At 66.6% G+C, this 22,959-nt stretch carries 19 protein-coding genes; 8 read left to right on the forward strand and 11 right to left on the reverse strand.

Going from position 1 to position 22,959, the window contains the following annotated elements:
• Nucleotides 1-9 precede the first annotated feature (9 nt).
• The 4 genes from ACZY1G_RS11560 to ACZY1G_RS11575 are packed head-to-tail and all read left to right on the forward strand — an operon-like array spanning nt 10 to nt 4,197.
• A complete protein-coding gene (locus ACZY1G_RS11560) occupies nt 10-1,290 on the forward strand; it encodes an ABC transporter substrate-binding protein (RefSeq protein WP_463822433.1) in 1,281 nt (426 codons plus the stop codon).
• 6 nt (nt 1,291-1,296) lie between these two features.
• Nucleotides 1,297-2,253 (forward strand): carbohydrate ABC transporter permease, encoded by a 957-nt coding sequence (locus tag ACZY1G_RS11565; protein WP_463822434.1) that lies wholly within the window; start codon nt 1,297-1,299, stop codon nt 2,251-2,253.
• Nucleotides 2,250-3,128 carry a carbohydrate ABC transporter permease gene (locus tag ACZY1G_RS11570; RefSeq protein WP_463822435.1) on the forward strand — a complete coding sequence of 293 codons (879 nt, stop codon included), beginning with the start codon at nt 2,250-2,252 and terminating at the stop codon, nt 3,126-3,128. The genes ACZY1G_RS11565 and ACZY1G_RS11570 overlap by 4 nt, the downstream gene beginning before the upstream one ends.
• Nucleotides 3,129-3,132: 4 nt before the next feature.
• Complete coding sequence (locus ACZY1G_RS11575; RefSeq protein WP_463822436.1) at nt 3,133-4,197, forward strand: ABC transporter ATP-binding protein; 1,065 nt, start codon at nt 3,133-3,135, stop codon at nt 4,195-4,197.
• A 6-nt stretch (nt 4,198-4,203) separates the two neighbouring features.
• Here ACZY1G_RS11575 and ACZY1G_RS11580 read toward each other — a convergent pair whose 3' ends face one another.
• Complete coding sequence (locus tag ACZY1G_RS11580; RefSeq protein WP_463814404.1) at nt 4,204-4,500, reverse strand: hypothetical protein; 297 nt, start codon at nt 4,498-4,500, stop codon at nt 4,204-4,206.
• A gap of 228 nt (nt 4,501-4,728) precedes the next feature.
• Here ACZY1G_RS11580 and ACZY1G_RS11585 point away from each other — a divergent pair, with 228 nt between their 5' ends.
• On the forward strand, nt 4,729-5,418 hold the full coding sequence (locus ACZY1G_RS11585) for a response regulator transcription factor (RefSeq protein ID WP_463814873.1): 690 nt from the start codon (nt 4,729-4,731) through the stop codon (nt 5,416-5,418).
• Here ACZY1G_RS11585 and ACZY1G_RS11590 read toward each other — a convergent pair.
• Nucleotides 5,379-6,824 (reverse strand): HAMP domain-containing sensor histidine kinase, encoded by a 1,446-nt coding sequence (locus tag ACZY1G_RS11590; protein ID WP_463822437.1) that lies wholly within the window; start codon nt 6,822-6,824, stop codon nt 5,379-5,381. The two genes, ACZY1G_RS11585 and ACZY1G_RS11590, sit on opposite strands and share 40 nt — an antisense overlap.
• Before the next feature lie 77 nt (nt 6,825-6,901).
• Entirely contained in the window at nt 6,902-7,618 is a 717-nt protein-coding gene (locus ACZY1G_RS11595; RefSeq protein ID WP_463822438.1) for a phosphatase PAP2 family protein, read from the reverse strand.
• Between the two features lie 180 nt (nt 7,619-7,798).
• On the opposite strand from ACZY1G_RS11595, the gene efeU reads away from it, so the two are divergent.
• The gene (gene efeU / locus ACZY1G_RS11600; protein WP_463822439.1) at nt 7,799-8,713 is read left to right on the forward strand and encodes an iron uptake transporter permease EfeU; all 915 of its coding nucleotides are present in this window, start codon (nt 7,799-7,801) and stop codon (nt 8,711-8,713) included.
• Between the two features lie 10 nt (nt 8,714-8,723).
• Entirely contained in the window at nt 8,724-9,959 is a 1,236-nt protein-coding gene (locus ACZY1G_RS11605) for a COG4705 family protein (RefSeq protein WP_463822440.1), read from the forward strand.
• Between the two features lie 3 nt (nt 9,960-9,962).
• Here the strand turns inward: ACZY1G_RS11605 and ACZY1G_RS11610 are convergent, their stop codons facing one another.
• From ACZY1G_RS11610 to ACZY1G_RS11635, 6 genes are all read right to left on the reverse strand, one after another.
• A complete protein-coding gene (locus tag ACZY1G_RS11610) occupies nt 9,963-10,760 on the reverse strand; it encodes an ABC transporter permease (protein ID WP_463814409.1) in 798 nt (265 codons plus the stop codon).
• Nucleotides 10,761-10,841: 81 nt separating this feature from the next.
• Nucleotides 10,842-12,302: a GGDEF domain-containing protein gene (locus tag ACZY1G_RS11615; protein WP_463822441.1), complete on the reverse strand. Its 1,461-nt coding sequence runs from the start codon at nt 12,300-12,302 to the stop codon at nt 10,842-10,844.
• Nucleotides 12,303-12,435: 133 nt separating this feature from the next.
• The gene (locus ACZY1G_RS11620; protein WP_463822442.1) at nt 12,436-14,913 is read right to left on the reverse strand and encodes an Ig-like domain-containing protein; all 2,478 of its coding nucleotides are present in this window, start codon (nt 14,911-14,913) and stop codon (nt 12,436-12,438) included.
• Nucleotides 14,914-15,048: 135 nt separating this feature from the next.
• Nucleotides 15,049-15,462, reverse strand: a complete 414-nt coding sequence (locus ACZY1G_RS11625) for a SufE family protein (RefSeq protein ID WP_463814412.1) — start codon at nt 15,460-15,462, stop codon at nt 15,049-15,051.
• A gap of 22 nt (nt 15,463-15,484) precedes the next feature.
• Complete coding sequence (locus ACZY1G_RS11630; protein WP_463822443.1) at nt 15,485-16,372, reverse strand: sulfurtransferase; 888 nt, start codon at nt 16,370-16,372, stop codon at nt 15,485-15,487.
• A gap of 35 nt (nt 16,373-16,407) precedes the next feature.
• Nucleotides 16,408-17,568 (reverse strand): beta-ketoacyl synthase N-terminal-like domain-containing protein, encoded by a 1,161-nt coding sequence (locus ACZY1G_RS11635; RefSeq protein ID WP_463822444.1) that lies wholly within the window; start codon nt 17,566-17,568, stop codon nt 16,408-16,410.
• 180 nt (nt 17,569-17,748) lie between these two features.
• Here ACZY1G_RS11635 and ACZY1G_RS11640 point away from each other — a divergent pair, with 180 nt between their 5' ends.
• Nucleotides 17,749-19,371, forward strand: a complete 1,623-nt coding sequence (locus ACZY1G_RS11640) for a diguanylate cyclase domain-containing protein (protein ID WP_463822445.1) — start codon at nt 17,749-17,751, stop codon at nt 19,369-19,371.
• Between the two features lie 64 nt (nt 19,372-19,435).
• On the opposite strand, the gene ACZY1G_RS11645 is transcribed toward ACZY1G_RS11640, so the two are convergent.
• Together ACZY1G_RS11645 and ACZY1G_RS11650 are read right to left on the reverse strand one after the other, a co-directional pair.
• Nucleotides 19,436-20,656, reverse strand: coding sequence for a sensor domain-containing phosphodiesterase (locus ACZY1G_RS11645; RefSeq protein ID WP_463814417.1), 1,221 nt, complete (start codon nt 20,654-20,656; stop codon nt 19,436-19,438).
• An 81-nt stretch (nt 20,657-20,737) separates the two neighbouring features.
• On the reverse strand, nt 20,738-22,705 hold the full coding sequence (locus tag ACZY1G_RS11650) for a hypothetical protein (protein WP_463822446.1): 1,968 nt from the start codon (nt 22,703-22,705) through the stop codon (nt 20,738-20,740).
• Between the last annotated feature and the right edge of the window lie 254 nt (nt 22,706-22,959).

A 22,959-nucleotide genomic window follows, 5' to 3' on the forward strand; every position in this document is an offset into this window, starting at 1 on the left:
GTGTCCACCGTGATCAGACGCCGCCTCTGCATTGCACTGCTCGCCGTCATCGCGCTCGTCCTCGCCGGGTGCGGGGGCGGGGGTTCGTCGTCGTCGGGACCCACCGAGATCGCGGTGTGGCATGGCTACCAGGACACCGAGGGGGAGGTGTTCAAAGGCCTGATCGCGCAGTACAACAAGGACCATCCCGACGTGAAGGTCAACGAGCTGTACTCCAGCAATGATCTGGTGCTGCAGAAGGTGCTGACCGCGGTCCGCGGCGGCAGTGCGCCCGACGTGGCGTACATGTTCGGCTCGTGGTCGCCCAACATCGCGCAGATCCCGCAGGTGGTCGACATGGCCGAGGAGGTGAAGAAGCCCGACTGGCAGTGGGACGACTTCTATCCTGCCGAGCGCGACGCCGCCACCGTCGGCGAGAAGGTCGTCGGGGTGCCGGCGCTGGTCGACAACCTCGCGATCGTCTACAACAAGAAGCTGTTCGCCGATGCGGGCGTCGCGCCGCCCAGCCCGGACTGGACGTGGGACGACTTCCGCGCCGCCGCAGCCAAACTCACCGATCCCAGCAAGGGGCAGTACGGCTGGTTGATCCCGGCCGACGGCAGCGAGGACACCGTATGGCACTACATCCCGATGCTGTGGGAGGCAGGCGGCGACATCCTGTCGCCGGACAACGAGAAGGCGACGTTCAACTCCGAGGCGGGCGTCAAGGCGCTGACCGTGCTGCAGCAGATGGCCGTGAACGACAAATCGCTGTATCTGGACACCACCAACGAGAACGGTCCGAAACTGATGAACAGCGGCAAGGTCGCGATGCTCGTCACCGGTCCGTGGGATCTGAGCCAGCTCAGCGACATCGACTACGGCGTGCAGGTGATGCCGACGTTCGCCGGGTCGTCGGGTGGTCACCAGACCATCGCCGGGCCGGACAACTGGGTGGTGTTCGACAACGGTGACAAGAAGAAGCAGGCGGCCGTCGACTTCGTGAAGTGGCTGTCGGCGCCCGAGCAGGTGAAGGCGTTCTCGCTGGGCACCGGCGATCTGCCGATCCGGCAGTCGGTCGGCAAAGACCAGCAGGTCCTCGACAAGCTCGATGAAAACGTGCCGGGCACAGGCGTGTTCGTGGAGAATCTCAACAACGTGAAGAAGGTCCGGCCCACCGTCGAGCAGTACCCCGACGTCTCCGACGCACTGGGGCAGGCGATCGTCGCGGTGATGCTTGGCAAACAGCAGCCTGCCGACGCACTGAACGCGGCCGCGCAGGCTGCGGACGCGAAGCTGGCCGAGAAGTAGCTGGAGATGGTGACCACTGACCCCAGGTCCGGTGCGGCGGTGGCGGCACCGCCCGCACCGCCGCCGGCCCGGCCTCGGCGCCGGTGGCGTCTGGGGGGCACCGACGGGCTGACCGGGTGGGCGCTGGTCACACCGGCGATGGTGCTGATCGGAATCTTCGGGCTGCTGCCGGTGCTGATGTCGCTGCAGCTGTCGTTCCAGAAATCCGATCTGTTGACGCCGGAGACGCCGTGGGTGGGTTTCGACAACTACGGCAAGATGGCCGACGACCCGGTGTTCCTCGACGCGATCAAGCACACGATCATCTACACGGCGCTGTTCGTGCCGGGGACCATGATCGTCGGGTTGCTGGTCGCCGCCGCGCTGAACCGCTCGGTGCGGTTCATCTCGGTGTACCGGACCGCGGCCTACATCACGATGGCGGTGTCGACGATCTCGCAGGGCATCATCTTCCTGTGGCTCACCGACCGTGACTACGGGTTGGTCAACGCCGCGCTCAACGCGGCCGGGTTGCCGTCGCAGCCGTTCCTGGCGTCGCCGTCGCAGGCGATCTACGTGATCGTCGCGATGACGATCTGGGGCTGGACCGGCTTCTCGGTGATCGTGTATCTGGCTGCGCTGCAGCGTGTTCCGCGGGAGCTGCATGAGGCGGCCGCGATCGACGGCGCCAATGCGTTCACCCGGTTCCGCACCATCACGGTGCCGCTGCTGGGTCCGGCGAATTTGTTCCTGCTGGTGTGGCTGACCATCAACGCGCTGCAGTTGTTCGACGAGGTGTACGCCACCACCCGTGGCGGGCCGCTCCGCGCGACCACGGTGATCGTCTACTACCTGTGGGACCAGGCGTTCGTGCATTTCGACGCCGGCTACGCCGCGGCGATGGCCTACGCGCTGTTCGTCGTCATCCTGATCGTCACGGCCGTGCAGTTCCGGCTGGCTCGCAGATTCGCGCACCACCCGTGACGGCCACATTGCCATCGGCGAGGACCTCCTCGAATCGCTGGCGGCTGCCGTTCAGCCCGTGGCATCTGGTGCTGATCCCGCTGAGCTTCCTGCTGATCGTCCCGTTGCTGTGGATGCTCATCACGTCGCTGGAGACCGAGGGGGAGGCCAACCACTTCCCGCCGGTGCTGTTCCCGGCCAGTCCGCGGTTCGCCAACTACACCGAGGCGTGGGCGCAGGCGCCGTTCGGGCACTTCTTCCTCAACAGCCTGACGGTGACCGCGGTGGTGTTGGTCAGCAATCTCGTGGTGTGCAGCCTCGCGGGTTATGCGTTCGCACGTATCCGGTTCCTCGGCCGCGGAGCGCTCTTCGTGACGTTGATGGCCACACTGATGGTGCCGTTCCAGGTGACGATGATCCCGGTGTTCCTGATCGTGAAGTGGTTCGGCGACAACGTGTGGGAGGGCATGGGCATCGACCACATCGGTGCGTTGATGCTGCCGAACCTCGCGACCGCGTTCGGGATCTTCTTCCTGCGTCAGTTCTTCCAGACCGTGCCGGTCGAGCTCGAGGAGGCGGCCCGCGTGGACGGCACGTCGCGGTTGGGTGTGCTGTTCAAGATCGTGCTGCCGCTGTCGATGCCGGCGATGTCGACGTTGGCCGCGTTGACGGTGCTGACGTCGTGGAACGACTTCCTGTGGCCGCTGATCGTCATCACCTCACAGGATCAGATGACGATCCCGTTGGGGCTCAGTTATTTCCAGGGAGCCCATCACGTGCAGTGGCCGTTGCTGATGGCGGCCAACGTAATGAGCCTGTTGCCGATGCTGTTGGTGTTCGTCGTGGCGCAGCGGTATTTCGTGCAGTCGGTCGCCAGTACCGGAATCAAGGGGTAGGACGTTGGCAGAGGTCGAGTTTCGCAATGTGTCCCGTCGCTACGCCGGCGGCGTCGCCGCGCTGAAGGATCTGAGTCTGACCGTCGCCGACGGGGAGTTCCTGATCCTGGTGGGCCCGTCGGGGTGCGGCAAGAGCACGGCGCTGCGGCTGCTCGCCGGTCTGGACAAGCCGAGCGACGGTGAGATCCGCATCGGCGGGCAGGTGGTCAACGGACTGGGCCCCGGGCAGCGGGACATCGCGATGGTGTTCCAGAACTATGCGCTGTACCCGCACATGACCGTGTACCGGAATCTGGCGTACGGGCTCAAGCAGCGTAAGACGCCGCGGGCGGAAATCGAGCGTCGGGTTCGGGACACGGCGGAGCTGCTGCAGATCGGGGAGTTGTTGAACCGCAAGCCCGGTCAGCTCTCGGGCGGGCAGCGGCAGCGGGTGGCGATGGGCCGGGCGCTGGTGCGCGAGCCGCAGGCCTTCCTGCTCGACGAGCCGCTGTCGAATCTGGATGCCAAGCTGCGCAACCAGGTCCGCGGCGATCTGAAACGGCTGCACCGGGAGGTGCCGGTCACGTCGGTGTACGTCACCCACGATCAGGTGGAGGCGATGACGCTGGGGGATCGGCTGTGTGTGATGGCCGGCGGTGAGGTGCAGCAGATCGGCAGCACCGACGACGTGTACCACCGGCCGGCGAACACGTTCGTCGCTGCGTTCATGGGCAGCCCGCCGATGAATCTGGTTGCCGGCCAGATACGTTCGGGCATGTTGCAGCTCGGTGGCGCCGAGCTGTCGTCGGTGCAGTGCGCCGACGGCCCGGTGACGGTCGGGGTGCGGCCCGAACATCTTCAGCTGGGCAGCGTTCACGCCGACGGCGCGGTGCCGGCGCGTGTCGATTTCGTCGAACCGCTGGGCAGCCACGCGTTGGTGACAGCGGTGGTGGACACCCCGGAGCCGACGCGGGTGATCGCGCAGGCGCCGGCGGGCGCGTCGTGGGATGCGGGTGCGCAGATCGGGCTGATCGTGCCCCGGGAGAAGACCTATCTCTTCGACGCCGAGACCGGAAAAGCGTTGCCGTAGAGCGGGTTACCAGCCGCCGATACCGGGGCCGACGCGCACGCCGCTGAAGCCGCCGGCCTTGGTGCCGGGGGTGGCGACGGGGGACTGACGGATCGCCCCGCCGGCGGGAGCCAGGATGTAGCCGTCGCGCACCTCGCCTTGGGTGGAGTCGCGGCGGACTTCACCGGCGCCGGGGCTCTTCACCCACGGGCTGGGGCGCATGTCGTCGGCCTTGGCCAACGCGGTGCCGAAGCTCATGGCGCCCGCCGTCATCGCGACGGCCAGCGCGGCAAGCGCCAACGCCGAACGCTTCGTCAAAGACATGTTCAGTGACATGGTCAAGGTGCCCCCCAGTAGGTGTTGCCATACGCGTCGCTCCCCGAGCGCCTGACGTTACAGGAGGGGGTGTTGTTGCGGTGCCTGCAGGCCAGATTGCACTGACGGGCGTGACGGCAGCCCTGCGTGCAATCTCGCCCACAACACCAGGGACCTGCACCTGGCGCGATGCGTACCTGCTGGCCGAAGCGCAGCGTCGAGTGAAGGATGGCTCTCGTGAAGGTGCTGATCGTCGAAGACGAGGAGCGGTTCGCTGCCACCCTCGCCATGGGGCTGCGCGCCGAGGGCTTCGTCGTGGTGCACGCGGACAACGGAATCGACGGCTTGTGGGAGGCGACCGAGCATTCGTTCGACGTCATCGTGCTGGACATCATGCTGCCCGGGCTCAATGGCTATGAGGTACTGCGCACGTTGCGCGCGCGGGAAGTGTGGACGCCAGTGCTGATGCTGACCGCCAAAGACGGTGATTACGACCAGGCAGACGCCTTCGACCTCGGCGCGGACGACTATCTTTCGAAGCCCGCTGCATTCGTCGTGTTGCTGGCCCGGCTGCGAGCGCTGCTGCGTCGCGGTGCCCCGCAGCGTCCCACCGTGTTGACCGCCGGCACGTTGCGTCTGGACCCTGCGCGTCGCGTCGTCGAGCGCGGTACGACGCTGATCGAGCTGACCCCCCGCGAGTACGGCGTCCTCGAATATCTGATGCGTCACAAAGACACCGTCGTCACCAAACACGACATGCTGCACAACGTGTGGGACGCCCACTACGCCGGACCTGACAACGTGGTCGAGGTCTACGTCGGGTATGTGCGCCGCAAGATAGATGCGCCTTTCGGCACCGATACCATTCGTACGATCCGGGGTGTCGGCTACCGGTTGGATTCCGGCGAGGCCGGTAGCGGGAACTGACTCATCGCTGGTGTGTTCGCCGATCCCGCCAGGGGAATGCGCACGGTGAACAACGCGCCGCCATCGGTCCGCTCGCCGACACCCACGCATCCGTCATGAGCGGCGACGACCTCCGAGACGATCGCGAGGCCGAGCCCGCTGCCGCCGCCGCGGCGAGACCGATCGGAGTCCAACCGGACGAACCTGTCGAAGACCCGCACCCGTTCGGCTTCCGGAATTCCTGGGCCGTCGTCGCCGACGGTCAGCACAGCGGTCGACCCCTCCGGGTAGACCCGCACTTCCACCCGAGATATCGCGTGGCGAGCCGCATTTTCCAACAGATTGCGCAGCATGCGGGACAAGCCTCCCGGATCGCCGATCAGCCGGGTCGGCGTCACCTCTGCGTCGACCGTCAGCGAGGTGCAGCGCAGAAGTCTGCCCACCTCGTTGGATGCGACATCGTCGAGGTCGACGTCCGTGTGCCGCAGTGCGAGTCCCCGCTCGTCGGCTCGGGCCAGCAACAACAGATCCTCCACCAGGGATTGCATGCGTTGCGCCTCCGGTCGCAAAGTCGACTCGGCGAGCTCACGATCGAGGATCTCGGGGTGCACGGAAGCGACGTCGAGCGCCGACAAGATGGCCTGAACGGGGCTCCGCAATTCGTGCGAGGCGTCACCCACGAACCTCCGCTGGGCGTCGTGCCCCGCTTCGATACGGGCAAGCATCTTGTTCATCGTGACAGCGAGGGCAGAGATTTCGTCATGATGCGACGGGACCGGTACCCGCTCGGCGAGGTGGGACGTGGTGATGTCGGCGACGCGCGCGCGAATCGCGTCGACGGATCGAAGCGACCTGGCGACCAGGAAGTAGGTCACCGCCCCGGCGACGACGCTGACGACCGGCGCAGCGCCGGCGAGCAGGACAAGAACGGTCGCGACCGTCGTCTCCACCGCTTCGCTTCCCGCGCCGACGAGGATGGTGTAGGGCCCGCTGCGGGCATCGACGGTCTGGCCGCTGATCCGCATATCGCCGTCGGGTGAGGCATCGTCGGACAACCCGATCCGGCCACCGGTGCCGATGGTCGACGGTGCGACGAGCGGAGCATCGGGTGCGGAGGCCGACCGCCTGACGACGGCTCCGAGCGAGTCGATCACCTGCACCGCAACAACACGCTGGTCGGTATCGAGCAGGGCGGAGTCCAGCTGGGCCGGCGTGTCATAGGCCAATGCCGCCACCACGTCGCCCACCCGGGTGGCCGCTGCCTCGTCGACCCCGGCGAGGAATGACCGGTACAGAATGACGGCCAATCCCGCTCCTGCGATGGCGAAGGTCACCAGCACAACCGTTGCCGATACGAACGCCGACCTCGCCGAGATACCCCAGTAGCGGGCCCGGAGCCACGTCGCGGGCTGCCTCAGTCGAGGCATGGGCTGTTCTCGGGACCGGCCCGCATCATCTCCTCCTGCATGAATGGCAGGCATGCGTCGCGACGCGACTGTGAGAATCATGCCACCCGCGTGGCCGCCGGGATCGGCGACTCGGCACGATGTCTGCCCTGATGCTCGGCCGATTGCGTGACGGTAGCCAACAGCGATGCCCCGAAAGCGACGGCGACGCCGCCGAGCAGCATGCCTGCGACGACATCGGTCAGCCAATGCACGCCGAGGTACAAGCGTGTGATCGCGATCGTGATGGTCGCCGCCGTCACCGCACCCGCCACGGCGAAGCGCATAGCTCGACTGCGGTTCTTCGCCACCACGACGGCGACGATGCCGAGCAGTGCCAACGTGCCGGTCACGTGCCCTGACGGGAATGAGTGATCGACCTCGTGCAGGAGTTGCACGGACCGAGGGGGTCGCTGAGCGCCGACGGCGAACTTCGCCAGCGTGCTCGCTGCGCTGGCCGCCGCCAACGTGGCGATGACGACGAGACCGGACTTCGGCGAGGACTGACGCCACCACATCAGGCAGGCGACGAGCAACGCCAGCAGCGTGATCGCGACAGGACTGCCGGCGTCGGTGATGGCAATCGCAGCGGTGGTGGTCCAGGGCCGCCGGTGCTCGATCATCCAGTTCAAGACGGCGTGGTCGATCGCTGTCCCGTGACCGGCGTGGTGAGCCACGACCGCCAGGCCGCCGAAAGCCAGCGCGAGCAGCGTGATGAGAACGGTGGTGGGCCTGCCCGGTCGATGGGTCGACATGGCCGTCCTGTGTCTGTCCATGACACCAGATTCCGTCGTATCGGCTGAGACGGCGCTGAGGGCGCGGACACTGCGGCGCCCGTGGATGCACCCGACAGTTCTCAGCGTGCTCTCAGCGGAGCAGCCCTACCGTGGGCCAGGCCATTCGCACAGGCTCGCCTTACCTAACTCTCCGAATTCGACAAGAAGGGATCACCTGAGGTGAATCTCGCTGACGGTGCCGGCGCACCGTCCATCGCCGTCCAGCTGGCAGGAAGCGGTCTCATCGGTGTCCGCGAGGGACTGGAGACCGGCATCGTCGTCATGATCTTGGTGGCCTTTCTCGTCAAGTCCGATCGTCGAGACTCGCTCAAGTGGGTCGCGGTGGGCGTGCTGAGCGCTGTGGCACTCGTGGCCGCCATCTTCGTCGGCATTCACTACGGCACGTCCACGCTGTCGGGACCGACTGCCGAACTGACCGCCGGCCTCGCGTCGCTGGTGGCAGTCGTGATCATCACCTGGATGGTGTTGTGGATGCGCACCGCCGCGCGCGGCATCTCCGGTGACCTTCGCGCCGGAATGACCCGGGCGCTGTCCGTTGGTCCGATCGCGGTGACAAGCCTGGCTTTCCTGTCCGTCGGACGGGAAGGTGTGGAGACTGCGCTGCTGATGGTCGGCTACGCCGAGAACACTGCAGGGAGTTCGTGGCCGCTGGTGGGTCTGCTGCTGGGCATCCTGATCGCTGCCGTGCTCACGGTTCTGCTGTACGCCGGGTCGTTGCGGATCAATTTTGCGACGTTCTTCACGTGCACGGGCGTCCTTCTGGTCATCGTGGCTGCCGGCATCCTCGCGTACGGAGTGCGAGCCCTCCAGACTGTCGGTTGGCTTCCCGGCGTGTCCCACAACGCCTTCGACGTGTCAGTCCACTTCGATTTGTCGAGTTGGTACGGCGCCGTGCTGCAGGGGATCTTCAACTTCCGTCCGGATCCCACTGTCCTTCAGGCGGTCGCTTGGTGTGTCTACACCGCTGTCGTCCTGGTCCTGTTCCTCCGTCCGCGGCCAACGCCGGCCACAGCCAACGAACCGCGAAAGGCCTCGCGAGCGGTTCTCAGCGAGACCTCAGCGGAGCTTTCGTAAGTTGCGCCTTGTGAGTGAGCGAACGAGTTCGGCGACCGTCACGGCGCGGCGGGAAACACTGAGCAAGGTGCCGGAGATCACCGTCTGGTTCTGGGTGATCAAAGTTCTGTGCACGACCGTCGGTGAGAGCTTTGCTGACTGGATCAACATGACTCTCGGCGTCGGCTTACACCTCACCGCGGCGCTTTTCACGGTGGTGCTGGCGGTCGTGCTGGCGTGGCAGCTCGCACTGGACCGCTACGTGCCGCTCGCGTATTGGTTCACCGTCGTCGTGGTCAGCGTGACCGGCACGCTCTACACCGACATCCTCACCGACGACCTCGGCGTCCCACTGGCCCTCAGTACCAGCGTGTTCGCGGTGCTGCTTTCGGTCGTCTTCGCGGTGTGGTGGGCCAGGGAGCGCACGCTGTCGATCCACAGCATCACGACGCTGCCCCGCGAATTGTTCTACTGGCTGGCGATTCTCGTTACGTTCGCACTCGGAACAGCGGCGGGGGATTGGACGTTGGAGCTCACCGGGTGGAGCCCTGGTGTCGCAGTCCTGCTACCGGCTGGACTGATCGCGGCCGTCGTCGTGGGCTGGAAACTTGGCGCCAACAGCGTGCTGTCGTTCTGGCTGGCGTACATCCTGACTCGGCCGCTGGGAGCCAATCTCGGCGACTGGCTTGGCTTTCCGAAGGATCAGCAGGGGCTGGGTCTTGGGGTGGCGGTCACCAGTGTTGTCTTCCTCGCTGCCATCTCGGCCACAATTGTGTTCCTGACTGTCACCCGAGCCGATGTCATCGAGCGGTCTGACACGACGGCTACACAGAACCCCCGTCGGGAGAAGGTCATGTTGGGGTACTTCGTGGTCGTCGCGGCCGCCACAGCCGCACTGATGGCGTGGGCACACGCCCAACCGCACGGGGCTGCTCCGGGAACCGAGGAGGCTCCTGCAGCCGTCACCGCCATCGCCCCGGGTCAGGCGGCCAGCTTCCCCGCGGCCGACGTCGCCAACTTCCGCAGCATCGCCGAGGACGCGCTGACCAAGGTTCGGGCCGGCGACCAGGCTGGCGCGATCTCCGCCGCGAAGCGTCTCGAAACCGCCTGGGACGATGCGCAATCCAGGCTTGAAACCATTGACGGCGGCACATGGTCGGCCATCGACGGACGCATCGACGCTGTGCTCTCGTCCGTCCGAGACGCCAACCCCGACCGGGCCACAGAGACGCAGACCCTCAACGATCTCCTCTCCGCCCTCCGCTGACCGCTACTGACGTCGAGTCCACGGTAGGAGGCGTCTGCGCGACGACGAGGTCTCCGAGGCGCAGCGACGAATGCGTCCGCGAGCGATCAACTCACCGGTGATGGCTACGGCGCAGGCTTGGGCGAGCATCAGCGAAATCAACACCATCACCTGGACCGCGCCCGCCTGCGCTGCGGAACCCGTCGCGAGCAAGACGCCCACGAACGCTCCGGGCAGGGTCACCAGACCGGCGGTGCGCGCTTGATCGAGATTCGGGAGCAGAGCATCACCGAGAGGTCGCTCGATCACTTCCATCCGTGAGTCACGTTCAGACAAACCAAGACTCAGCGCTGCTTCGACTTCCCCTGCTCGAAGGGTCAAGGCGTCGAGCGCTCGGCGGGCAGCCACCGCCGCGGCGGTCATCGTGCCGCCGAGGACGATGCCGAAAACTGGAACCAGCGCAACACCGGTCATCGGCACCACATGGCTCAGGAGCAGCAGCGGTATCACGGAGGCCATTCCCGTCGCGAGTGGCGCGGCCAGCCACAGCGAGCCGGCATCGGCCTCGCTGCGGCGCGCCGCGGTGGCGGTGGCCACTGCGTACATTACGACGAGCACCAGTATCGAGGACCACAGCCGGGCCATCGCGGCAGCCAGCACCGTGGCAACCGTGGCCAGCTGTACCGCAGCGCGGATGCCGGCGCCCGGTACGGTCCACGCAGAGCCACGGAGGGCGAACCTGGAAACCAGTGCTGCCGCCGCTGCCATGACGACACAGACGACTATGAGACCCGGGCCGAGTAGCGGTTCGTTGCTGGTCACGATCAAGTGTCGCACCGCTCGATCTCTGGTCGTCGCTCCCGATCACTATCGGCTCGGTCGTCGACCTGGCGGGACGCCAAATCAGTCCGCGGCGTAGGGCTCCGGTCCGCACCAACGGTTGCCGCCCCGTCTCTTGGCGCGATACATGGCCCGGTCGGCGCGCTCGAGGGCACTGTCGACCGTGTCGGGAGTGACCATTGCGATTCCGATGCAGACCCCGCCTGGGGAGAGGGTCTCGACCTGCTCGACCAACGTCTGGGCCAGGTGGTGAGCCTGCGCGACCGTGGTGTGGGGAAGGAGGACGGCGAACTCGTCGCCGCCGATGCGGGCGACGACGTCGGAGAGGCGTAACCGCGCTTTGATCGTGTCGGCCACAGTCTTGAGGTAGGTGTCGCCCGCAGCGTGGCCGCTGTGATCGTTGATCTGTTTGAGCCCGTCGAGGTCGATCATGAAAAGTGCTGCTTCGTCCGAGATCCCGTGACGGCTGGCGGTCGCCGCGTACTTCGCCAGCTCTTCGTCGAATCTGCTCCGGTTGTACACGCCGGTGAGAGCGTCCAGGGTGGCCTGGCGCCGGAGGCGCTCTTCGTCGCGGCGCCGCGCCGAGATGTCTTCGATGTGGGAGATGAACGACCGTGGCTGGCCGGAGTCGTCGTGTGCCATGAAGACCGAGAGCCGGACCCACAGGACGTGACCGTCTCGGGTGTAGTAGCGCTTATCCATCTGATAGCTGGCGATCTCTCCGGCCAGCAGTCGCGACGCCTCGGCGAGGTCGATGTCGAGGTCGTCGGGATGGGTGATGTCCTGGAACGTCAGGTGCATCAACTCCTCGGCGTCGTATTCGGTGATCCGGCAGAACTCCCGGTTCACGCGCTGGAAGCTCCCGTCGAGGCCGATGACCGCCATGCCGACGGGTGCGTTGGCGAACGCCGCCGCGAAGGTGGAGTCGATCCCGTCGGTCTGCTCGACCACCTGGTTCTCCAGGGCAGCGTGCAGCGCAACGCTTTCCACTGCCACCGACGTCACGTCGGCCAACGCCTGCAGGAGAGCCACTTCGCGGTCGGAGGCCTGGCGTTCCTGAGCCCAGTAGCACCCGATGGCGCCGACCGGGTCCTGCCGGCGGATGGGAACCATGACCAAACTCTTCACGAAGGTCGGCCGGTAGGCGTCGTGGGGAATGCGCGGGTCGCTGTAGATGTCGGAGATCGCCGCGGGCTGTTTGTGCAGCATGGTCCACCCGCTGATGCAGGCGTCCAGCGGGAAGCGTTTGCCCTTCCACAGCGGCGTGATCGCGTCTTCGTCGGCGTAGAAACACATGCCTCCGTCGCGAAGGACGAAGGTGGAGCCGTCGCAGCCGGTGAGTTCGCGCGCCGTCGTGGCGACGACGCTCTGCACCTGCGCCAATGACCGCGCCAGCGACAGCTCTTGGATGACGTCGGTCAACCGTGTCATCCCCCGCAGATAGTCGGCGTCCGAGAAATAGTGGGCTTCGTCAGCGGTCGGATCTTGCGGCTGGTCCCCGAGGGGCGACGCACCGGATGTCACACCACACTCCCTCAGGTCGTGGCGACAAGAATAGTGCTCACTTTCAACCAGAGTGAAGCAGCCAGTCCCTTCGGTCCGGATCGCGTTCCCGGTCGTGGGCGGCCGTCCTGAATGCAATTTCACCTGCAGCAGCTCACAGATCCTTGATGTGGATGTAGCCGTTGAAGTAGCTGCGACTCACCGTTCGGGTCTTGTACACGCCGGTGTAGCCGTAGTTGTACTCCTCGATCACCAGGCTGTCGCCGTTCACGGCGGCGACCCACGCGACGTGACCACTGCTCAGCCAGCCGACGGACCCGACGGCGGGCGTGCTGTTCACGGTGTAACCGAGCGCCCGCGCATTCGCGGCCCAGTTCGTTGCGTTGCCCCAGCGGCCCCCGCGCATGGTGTTGGTGAAGGCAGCGCCATTGACCGAATTGAGGCGCCACGCCACGAACGAGGTGCACTCGCGGTTGTAGAACCCCCACGGATCGACCTTGCTGTCCAACGCGGCGTTTTTGAGGCTGGCCGGATAGTCGTCGCCGCGGACGCCACCGGAGCCGGGATTGCCCCCGCCGCCTCCGGGGTTCAGACGGCCCGCGTGGCGATCCCATAGAGCCGTAGATCCTTGGTAGACAACAAGATTGCCGTCGTCTTGCAGTACGATCCGGGCGCCGGGGTAACCGTTGGTCTTCGTGCTCCACACCCCGGTCTGTGGTGCCGGGGTGTAGAGGACGAAGTTTCCGTCGCCCTGCATTGCCGCGCGCAATCCCGCCCGTCCGTTCGTTCCGGAGGACCAGAGTGCGGCGTTGGTTTGGTTGTCGTATTCGACGAGATTGCCGTCGCCTTGCATGACCAGCTTGTAGCGGCCGTTGTGCGACAGGATGTATTGGTTCGGTTGCAGCCACTGTCCGGCGTCGAGGTGATCCGGGATGGGCGCGACGGGCACCGAGACCGTCGCGACCGTCGACAACGTCCCATCTGAGACGACCACGGTGAAGGTGTCGGTGAGGCCGCCGGTGGTGGGGCGTTGCGAGGCGGTGGGCGTGTAGGTGAAGGAGCCGTCGGTGCCCACGGACACCACGCCTCTCGCCGGCCCCGACCCGAGCGTGAAGGTGAGCGGATCGCCTTCACCGTCGGAAGCGCCGACCGAGCCGGACAGCACGCCGCTGATGGCATCCGGCTGGCCGACGTTGACGGCGCCAAGGATGGGTGGGGTGTTGCCGGTGAGCGGCGCGATGGTGACTGTGACTGTCTTCGTCGCGACTCCGCCGTGCCCGTCACTGACGGTCAGCGTGAGCGTGTCGGTTCTGACGGCCTTGCCGGCCCCGGGCGCGCCGGCGGCCCGCCGTGCGGTGATCGTCGGTGTGTAGATGAACGTGCCTGTTGCGGCATCGAGGGTCACTGTGCCCTTGGTCGCCCCGGTCACGCTGAACGCCAGGGTGTCTTTGTCGGAGTCGGAGCCACTGGCGGTTCCGGTCACCACGCCGGTCGATTTGTCGGGGTTCTTGACGGTCACCTTGATTTTCGGCGCGCGGTTGGTCGGACTGACGGCGACCGTGATGATCTGCGTGGTCAGGCCGCCGTGTCGATCGTCGACGGTCACCATGAACATGTCGGCCCTGTCGGCTCCCGGGGCGGTGCTCGACGACGCGGCATGGCGTGCCGTGGCCAACGGTGTGTAGGTGTACGCGCCTGTCTTCGGGTTGATGCTGACGGTGCCCTTGCCTGCGAGCGACGCGCTGTAGACGACGGTGTCGCCGTCTGCATCATGGACCTCGACGGTGCCGGAGACGGCTCCTCGGGAGTTGGGCGAGCGAGGGGTGGTGTTCGTGATCACCGGTGCGGTGTTGAACGGCGCGATCGGGACGGTGACCGAGCCCTGGGTTCGTCCGCCATAGTTGTCCTGGACTTCGATGGCTATGGTCGCCGAGGTGGGCCCGCCGAGGGTGGCTGCTGCGTGGCGGGCGGCAGCATTCGGCGTGTAGATGAAGGACGCTGACGATGTCGAGCCGGACACGATCATTTCGGGGACCCACTCGATCGTTCCGGTCGGTGTGGAGCTGCTGCCGAAGAAGCCCGCCGGCTCGCCGTCTGGGTCATCAGCCGTCATGACGACGCGAACCGCGCCGGTGGTGGGGTCAGGTGCTTGGACATCCGTCGTGAAAGTCGGCGCCGTGTTGGTCGCTCCCGCCGACAGAGCCTGTGTGGCAACGGTATTGGCTGTCTTGTCGTCGACGTTTCGGCGGACTGCCGCGAGGATGGCCGACACCACGGGCTTGTCGAGGGGGCCGTCGGAGTCGGGCGGGGGAACACGCCGCGTCACACGCTCGGCGCTCTCGGGGTTGGTGACTCTGACGGTTCGGCGCGTTCCGGTGCCGGATTGTTTGTCATCGACCGAGCGCTTGCTTCTGATCTGGCGGTCGCCGCGATGCGATTCAGTGGACGTACGCGGCGAACCGACACGGGCGTTGTCGTTGTCCGACGATGACGACGAGGCATCGTCGGCGTTGGCGACACCGGCTCCCGCCAGGGCGGCGGCACCGACGCCGAACGCGACTGCTCCGGCGCCAAGCCACGCGTAAGGCTGGCAGCGCCGCCGATTCTTGCGCATCGCCGAATGTGCACCCATGGTGTGGACCCCCGTCCCAGACCTGCGCCCGACTGCAGCCAGGGAAGGACATCCGGCACGGGGCTCTATCTATTTACCACACCGTTAGTTTGTAATCCGGATTTGCTGAGAATGCGGCTAGCGGATTATCGCCCGTCAACTCGCGAGGCGGCGCTTGATGCGGGTGAGCATCGCCGACATGCCGCGCAGCCGCAGCGGACTGATGAGCGCCCCGAGCCCGAGGTCGGCGTAGAAGTCGTCGGGCACGGCGAGGATGTCGTCGGCGGACTGTCCATCCAGGCCCGCGGCCAGAATCGCGGCGAACCCTCGCGTGGTGGGCGCTTCTGCGGGAGCGCTGAAGTACAGGCGCACGTGGTCGCGGTCGTCAGCGTCGACGTGCAGGAACAGGGGGGACTGGCACTCCGGCACCGGTTCCATCGCCGCTTCTTCCAAAGTCGACGGGAGCTCGGGAAGTTCGTTCGCGAACTCCAACAGCATGGCGAGCTTGTCCTGGCCTTCGACCTCCTGGAAGTCGGAGACCACCTCGGCCAGCGCTGCCGGCATGCTCATAGCTGCATCGTCCGCTCGCGACTCACGGCGCCTCGCCGGGCTCTTCCCCGACCGCCACCGGCACCCGCACGGCATTGCCCCACTCGGTCCACGAACCGTCGTAGTTGCGCACGCCCTCGCGGCCCAGCAGGTGGGTCAGCACGAACCAGGTGTGGCTCGAGCGCTCGCCGATGCGGCAGTAGGCGATCGTGGGCCCGCCGTCCGGCAGGAACCCGTAGAGCTCGTCGAGTTCGGCTCGGCTGCGGAACTTCCCGTTGTCCTGGGCGGCCTTGCCCCACGGGACCGACACCGCGGTCGGGATGTGACCGCCGCGCAGCGCACCCTCTTCGGGGTAGTCGGGCATGTGGGTGCGCTCGCCGGTGTACTCCTGCGGGGAGCGCACGTCGATCAGCGGCTCCTTACCCAGCGCAGCCAGGACATCGTCTTTGTACGCGCGGATGGGGGCGTCGTTGCGTTCGACGACGGGGTAGCCGGTGGTCTGTTTGTCCGGCACGTCGAGCGTGGTGTCGCGGTGGTCGCCGATCCACAGCGAGCGGCCGCCGTCGAGCAGCCGCACGTCGGGGTGGCCGAACAACGTGAACACCCACAGGGCGTAGGCCGCCCACCAGTTGCTCTTGTCGCCGTAGATCACCACGGTGTCGTCGCGGGAGATGCCCTTGCGGTTCATCAGGTCGGCGAACTGCTCGCCGGTGATGTAGTCGCGCACGGTCGCATCGTTGAGGTCGGTGTGCCAGTCGATCTTCACCGCGCCGGGGATGTGGCCGGTGTCGTAGAGCAGCACGTCCTCGTCGGATTCGACGATGGCCAGGCCCGGCCGACCGAGATTGCCCGACAACCAGTCGGCGGTCACGAGCCGTTCGGGGTGGGCGTAGGACTGCAGCGCGGGGCTGGGATCAGGCGGTAGCGGCACGTCAGTCAGCCTACCGGTGGGCGCTGCAGGCATCCTCATGCAACAGGGGCGAGGACGACGGCCGCGTTGTGTCCTCCCATGCCCAGCGAGGTCTTCAGGGTCAGCCCGGACCGCATCGGGGTGAGGCCGTCGAGCAGTCGGGGATGGCCGGGTGCGACGGTCGGCGGGGCGGGTACCTGTTCCTCGGCGTAGCCCAGTGCCGCCGCGGCGACCTCGACGGCAGCCGCGGCGCCCTGGCAGTGCCCCGTCAGGGGCTTGACCGAATAGATCTGGGCGGCGCCGCCGAGGACCTCGTCGAGGACAGCCGCCTCGACCGTGTCGCACTGCTGGGTGCCGGGTCCGTGCGCGTTCAGGTAAGCGATATCGGTTGCATCGACCCTTGAGGACGCCAACGCGTCGAGCACGCAGCGGTCCACCTCGGTCCGGGACGGATCCACCGACGTGAGGTGGAAGGCGTCGTGAGTCATCGCGCCCCCGAGCACGTGTACGTAGGGCGCGGCACTTCGCCGGGACATTACGAAGGACACGGCGGCCTCGCCGGCCGGGAACCCCCGGCTGCCTTGCTGGAACGGACGGCAGGCGTCGAGCGGGTCGGTGTCGACGACACCCACGCCGAGTCGGACGAAGTGCTCGACATTTTCCGGTGTCAACGACAGGTCGGTCGAGACGAACACGACGTCGTCGACCATGCCGGTGTCCAACCACATCTTCGCAGTGATGAGCGCGGCGTTGCCCGACGCGCACATCGCCGACACGTTCATCGCAGGGCCGTGAAACCCGTACTCCTGCATCAACATCGACACCGGGGTGGACGGCATCAACGCCAGGTAGTCGCGGATCCGACGGTTGGCGTGGTCCTCCAGATAGAACGCGCGCCAGCCCTCGACCTCGGCGATCACGACCGCGTGCAACAGGCCCACCCTGGGCCCGGGTGCCCAGCCGCGGCGGCGGGCGTCGGTGATGGCTTCGCGCGCCGCGGCGCGCATCGCCTGGGCGAAGCGGCTCAGGCCGTCGCGGGGATCGCCCTCGTCGCGGACCCGGGCCAACCAGGCGTCGTCGTTCTCGCCAGGCCCGAACCCTGGGTACAGCGTGGCGGCCGGCTTCCCGCTGGCCAGCCCGTTCCACAACATGTCCCTGCCCCAGCCGTAGCCGGTGACAGCCCCGATTCCTGCGATGCCCATATGTGCACTGTTCATGTGATTCCCTTCGTGGTCGTGGTGCCCCGGGGGGGCCTTGACTCGATTAGTCCCCAATTGGCGGCGGAGCACTAGCCCAAAGGCCAGGTCGCGGCCATACTCAGGAGTAACGCGTTTCGTGACAGCTGCTGCCATAGTTGCTGAATGTGATTGCGCAGCAAACGGACTGTCGTGGGGAGAGTGAGTACAACGTCGGAATCGAGCGCGGGGAGCAACTGCGGACGCCACGTCGACACGGCGGAAGAGCGTTACCGGCGGCTGGTCGACGTCAGCCCCGATCCGATGTGCGTGCATTCCGATGGTCGCGTGGTCTACGTCAACCCGGCTGGGGTGCGAGGGTTCGGGGCGCACAGCGCCGAGCAATTGGTGGGGCGGCCGATCACTGATTTCGTCCAGCCCGACTCGATCGGCGCGATGCTGACGCGGATTCTCGCGCTGTCGGCAGAAGGCGACAGCTCACCGGCCTCAGAAGCCGTTCTTCGGCGTCTCGACGGCAGCCCGCTGGAGGTTGAGGCGGTATCGGTGTTGACGAGCTGGAATGGCGAACCCGCTTACCAGGTCATCTTCCGCGACCTGACCGCGCAGAAGGCCGCTGAGGCGACGCTGCGCTACCAGGCGGCGTTGGTGAACCATGTCAGTGACGCCATCATCGCCACGACGGCAGACGGCGTCGTCGCCAGCTGGAATGCGGCTGCAGCGACGATCTATCAACGTCCCGTCGAGCGTGCTCTCGGCCTGCCGCTCAATGAAGCTGTCGACGGCGATGTCGACCTGGCCGGCATCGTCGCCGGCGGCGGGGTCGTGCACGCCACGCACCGCTCGGCAGACGGCTCTCCGGTCAACGTCCGGCTGTCGGTCACTCCGATGGGCGAGGGTTACGTGGTGCTGTGTTCTGACTACACCGCGCAGCGCCGGGCAGAGGTTCACTTCGAGTCCGTTGTGCGGTCCCTGCATGACGGAGTCGTCGTCCTCGATCGACGTGGAAAACCCCAGTCGATCAACCCGGCCGCCCGTCGGATCTTGCGGTTGGCCAATGACGAACTGGTTGCCGACTACACCAGCGGCGCGCTCACGTTCCCGGTGTTCAATCGCCGGGGCGTCAAGATCGGCGACAACGAGCTGGGTTCCGTCAAGCTGATGTTCGCCAACGCACCGCTGGAGAACATGGTCGTCGGAATCGGACGGGCGGACGGCTCACGTGCGTGGTTGTCGGTCAACTGCTGTCTGCTCGACCCGGATGATGCGGAAACCTCGGCGCTGCTCGTGTCGTTCGCCGACATCACTGCAGAGCACAATGCCAAAGCCCACCTTGCGTACCAGGCACATCACGACCCGCTGACGGGGCTACCCAACCGGGCTCAGATCGAGTTGAGGCTCGTGCAGGCCGCGACGACGGACGCCCAGTCACCGGCGGCGGTGCTGTTCGTCGATCTCGACAACCTCAAAGCCGTCAACGATGACCTGGGCCATCAAGCCGGCGACCGGGCACTTCGGGAAACTGCGCGGCGACTGCGGAACAGTGTGCGGGACAGCGATTTCGTCGGCCGCCTCAGCGGCGACGAATTCGTGGTGTTGCTGTACGGATCTCTGGACCGTCCGGCGTTGGAAGCGCTGACCGAACGCATGCATGGCGAGTTCGCAGAACCTATTCACATCGGTGGCAGGCTTCGCAGGGTCAGCGTCAGCATCGGAGTCACCGAGCTGTCGGCGGAGGACGAGCGCACCGTCGAGGACATTCTGCGCGACGCGGACGCGGCGATGTATCGGGCCAAAATCCTCCGCGCCGGAACGTCTTTCGGGTGATGGAGCCCTAGTCGCCTCGCTCAGCGCGGGGCTGGGTTCTGTGGAACCCGGCCCACTGTCGCGCCTAGGCGGACAGCCGGCTAAGCAGGTTGCGGGCGCCCAGCGCGACGATCGACCGGTTGAACGTGATGGCCATTTCGAAGCGCCGCTCGCCGGGCCGGTTGTTCGGGCCGGTGAGCTCGCGGGCGATCAGCCCGGCGGCGATATCCGGGCCGAGCACCAGGACGGTCCACTCGTCGAGCAGCGGATCGTCGTCGGCGAGATGGACGCCGCGAATCCCGTTGCCGAGACTGGTCGGTACGTCGCGCCCGAACAGCGCCACCAGGGGCGCACGTCGGGCGATCTCGTTGTAGATCCCCATGGTCGCGGTGGTCAGGTTGCCTTTGTCCTGCACCGTCGAGAGCACCATCGGGGGGCTCTCGGCAGTGGTCGCCAGGCGTTCGATGTGGCGGGACAGTTGATGCAAGGTCTCTCGACGGACGGTGCGGAGTCTCATGCGGTCGTGCACCAACTCGACGGTCGAACGTTTGTCGGGCAGGGGCACGGTCGTGCTGGGGACCGGCCCGAAAAAAGGCTCTGGGGGATGAGACAGCGGCCCGGGCCGGCCGAAGCGGTAACCCTGACCGAGGGTCGCTCCGTAGGCCAGTGCCTGTTCGAGGTGCTCCTCGGTTTCGATGCCCTCGGCGACGATCACGGCGCCGGTGCGTTCGTGGTGGGCGATGACGCCCGCGATGGTGCGTGCCTGCGTGCGGTCGGGTTGGCCTTGCACCAGGTTGAGGTCGAGCTTGAGGAACTCCGGTTCCAGGATGTCGAGGAGCGCGAGTGAATCGGTGTGTGCACCGAGATCGTCCATTGCGATCTTGAAGCCGTGGTGGCGTAGCGCGGCCACTTTGTTGAGCAGCGCACGGGGATCGGTCAGCAACCCGCGCTCGGTGAACTCGAAGACCAGATCGAAGGAGGACGCCGCAGTGGCCAGCGCGTCAGTGGACTGCACCTCGATCGTCGCGGTCGTGGGCTCACAGTTGATCAGCAGCAGCATGCCCGGGCTCGACGTGCCGTTGAGGGCTCTGCTGGCCGCGGTGTGGATGCACTGGTGATCAAGAGTGTCGAGTTGGCCGGTCAATTCGGCGTGGGCAAAGACCTCCAGTGGGCCAAGACCATTGAGTGCGGGCCACCGCGCCAGCGCCTCGTACCCGACCACGGCTCCGTCGGGTAGCGACACCACCTGTTGGAAAGAGGGAACCAGACCGACTCCGGCGGCCGCGGCAGTGAGCTGATCGGTCATCGGTCCCCTAGTCCGGTGCTGTGGCGGCGCCCCCCGAATCTGTCGCGCCCATGAAAGCCTTGTACCAGCGTACGTCTCGGCTCAAACACCCGTCTTGGCTCGGCGACGGCGCGCCAGCAGCGCCGCGATGACGGCGACAACGAGCACGAGGACGCCCGCAGCGATGGCCAGGGGTACCCAGCCCTTCTGCTCGCCGGAGGTCACAGCCTGGGCGTCGGATCCGTTGTCGCCGACCGCGCGGACGGTGACGTTCGTCGGGACGCCTGCGGCACCCGCGGCCAGGACGTCGCCGGTCAATGCCGACCAGCCGCCCTGGAGTCCGTCGATGTAGTCGAACAGGGGATCCACCAGCCGCCAGTCGTTGGTGGTGCTGATCAGGACCACCGTGCGATCGCGGGCTTGATCGGCGAACGCCTGGATCGAACCGAGCCCGTCGGCGACGTCGGCGCGGAGCTCGGTGGGGAGGCCGATGTCCACCGTGTTGGCGTCGCCGCCGATCGGCGGGTCGAGCGTGGTGTCGGCGATGGCCGCCGATTTGGCGACGATCAGCGCGCCGGAGCGGGAGTCGGCCGCGGTCTTGACGTCGACCACCTGCGGTGTCAGCTGCTGACTGGTCAGCCGGGCGATGGCGTTGATCGTGCGTGCTGCGTACACCAGTTGCGCGGGACTGCTGCCGTCCATCGCGACCATGAAACTGGGGCTGAATTCCGAAGGCAGAGAGGTGAATCCGCCTGCGGGAACACCTCCCCGGTGCAGCGTCAGCGTCGAGCGCGGATCGACCTGGAAGGTGATGGGCGCGATGAGTGGTCCGCACGTCTGATGTGGGGTGTAGGTCAGCGCCATGTCCAGCCCGAGGTACTGCGTCAACGCTGTGCCGCCGATGTCGAATGTCGCGTCCAGGCGCCCGCTGTTGTCGAGTGCGGCCCGATACAGCACCCGGTCGTTGGACCGGATGATGACGCTGGCCGCGTCATCGGGCGGTACCGGGGTGTAGTCGGCGAGCAGGTGCACGGTGGCGCCGTCGACGCGGCCGATGCCGAGTGCGGAGCGGTCGACGCCGACGGTGACGGTGCCGGTGCGCAGCACGTCGGTCTTGCCGGTGATCTTCAGCTGCTCGAAGGTCAGCGTGTCGCCGGTGGGGATGGAGGTGGGGCCGGCCTGGTCGATGCGTGCCGTCGGCGTCTGCACCAACGATTGCAACTGATTGACGAGCAGACCGACCTGGGTGGTCAGTTCGTCCCCGTTACCGCTCACCCGGAGCCGGGCGGTGTCGGCGCCCGGGTCTTCGATGGTCAGGCCGGCCCGTCCGCCGGATTCCACGACGACGGTGCGGCCGAACTGCCCAGCGGGTGGTGGTCGCGTGCCGCGCGGCTGCGTGACGACGTCGACGACGAGCGGCTGGGAGTGATAGAGCCGGGTCAACGTCGAGACCATGGTGAGTACCGACTGTTGTTCGGCGGTGCTGGCATCTGTGGGGGTGTAGATGTTCACCCGTTCCAGCACCGGTGGAAAGAAGGTCGCGACGGTGGTGGCCGGGGCTTCGGCGCCGGTGAAGACGGTGCCGAGGCCGCTGAGGGCGAGCTGCTGCAGGGGTCCGCATAAGCCGTCGCGGTTGTCGGTCGCGCGCAGGTTGAAGGTCAGCGACATCGATGAGGTGCGGACGCGTGCGGCGGCGATGTCGATATCGAGGGGGGTCTGCGGCGGAGCCGTTGCCGCCGGCGGCAGGGGGATGTCGGCCAGCAGGAAGCCGTTGCCGTCGGTGATCTCGAGGAAGCCGGCGTCGACGTTCATCGGGGCCGCGATGGTGCCTTGCAGTCGCGTGGCCTGCAGGCCCGCGGGCACGGGCACCGTGACGGTCGTGGGGCTGTCCGGACCGAGGTACAACCCGTCACTGACGCCGAGCGTGCGCCACGCCAACGTGACCGATGCAGGGTCTGCGGTATTGCTGGGTTGAGCGCCTGCGTTAGGGACCTCGATGGCTGCCGACATTGCTGGCATCACGCACAGGGCCGTCGTCAGGAATATCCGCCACAGCGAAGAACTCCTCATTTCCGCTTCCCGTCCGGGCCGACGCTTTTCGCGCTGGCAATTGCACCGCCGCGCAACGGAAATCGTGCGGTGGTGAGGGAAGGCGATCGTCGTCGCACGCGTGTCTTCTTTCCCGCAATCGAGTGACGGAATGGCAGCAGTGGTGGACTATACCGGCGTATCAACGGGCTAGACGGAATATCGCCTGGCCGTCATGTCACCTTTTCGTGACGCGAATTCCTGGGCAACCGTCCGTCGTAACGCCGTCGGCGGCA

Source organism: Mycobacterium sp. IDUB_5 (assembly GCF_055419565.1).

Bases quoted from the DNA above. Each gene is read 5' to 3' on its own strand.
- ACZY1G_RS11565 (WP_463822434.1), top strand. From the start codon at position 1,297: ATGGTGACCACTGACCCCAGGTCCGGTGCGGCGGTGGCGGCACCGCCC.
- ACZY1G_RS11580 (WP_463814404.1), bottom strand. From the start codon at position 4,500: ATGTCTTTGACGAAGCGTTCGGCGTTGGCGCTTGCCGCGCTGGCCGTC.
- ACZY1G_RS11590 (WP_463822437.1), bottom strand. From the start codon at position 6,824: ATGCCTCGACTGAGGCAGCCCGCGACGTGGCTCCGGGCCCGCTACTGG.
- ACZY1G_RS11595 (WP_463822438.1), bottom strand. From the start codon at position 7,618: ATGGACAGACACAGGACGGCCATGTCGACCCATCGACCGGGCAGGCCC.
- ACZY1G_RS11620 (WP_463822442.1), bottom strand. From the start codon at position 14,913: ATGGGTGCACATTCGGCGATGCGCAAGAATCGGCGGCGCTGCCAGCCT.
- ACZY1G_RS11625 (WP_463814412.1), bottom strand. From the start codon at position 15,462: ATGAGCATGCCGGCAGCGCTGGCCGAGGTGGTCTCCGACTTCCAGGAG.
- ACZY1G_RS11635 (WP_463822444.1), bottom strand. From the start codon at position 17,568: ATGAACAGTGCACATATGGGCATCGCAGGAATCGGGGCTGTCACCGGC.
- ACZY1G_RS11645 (WP_463814417.1), bottom strand. From the start codon at position 20,656: ATGACCGATCAGCTCACTGCCGCGGCCGCCGGAGTCGGTCTGGTTCCC.
- ACZY1G_RS11650 (WP_463822446.1), bottom strand. From the start codon at position 22,705: ATGAGGAGTTCTTCGCTGTGGCGGATATTCCTGACGACGGCCCTGTGC.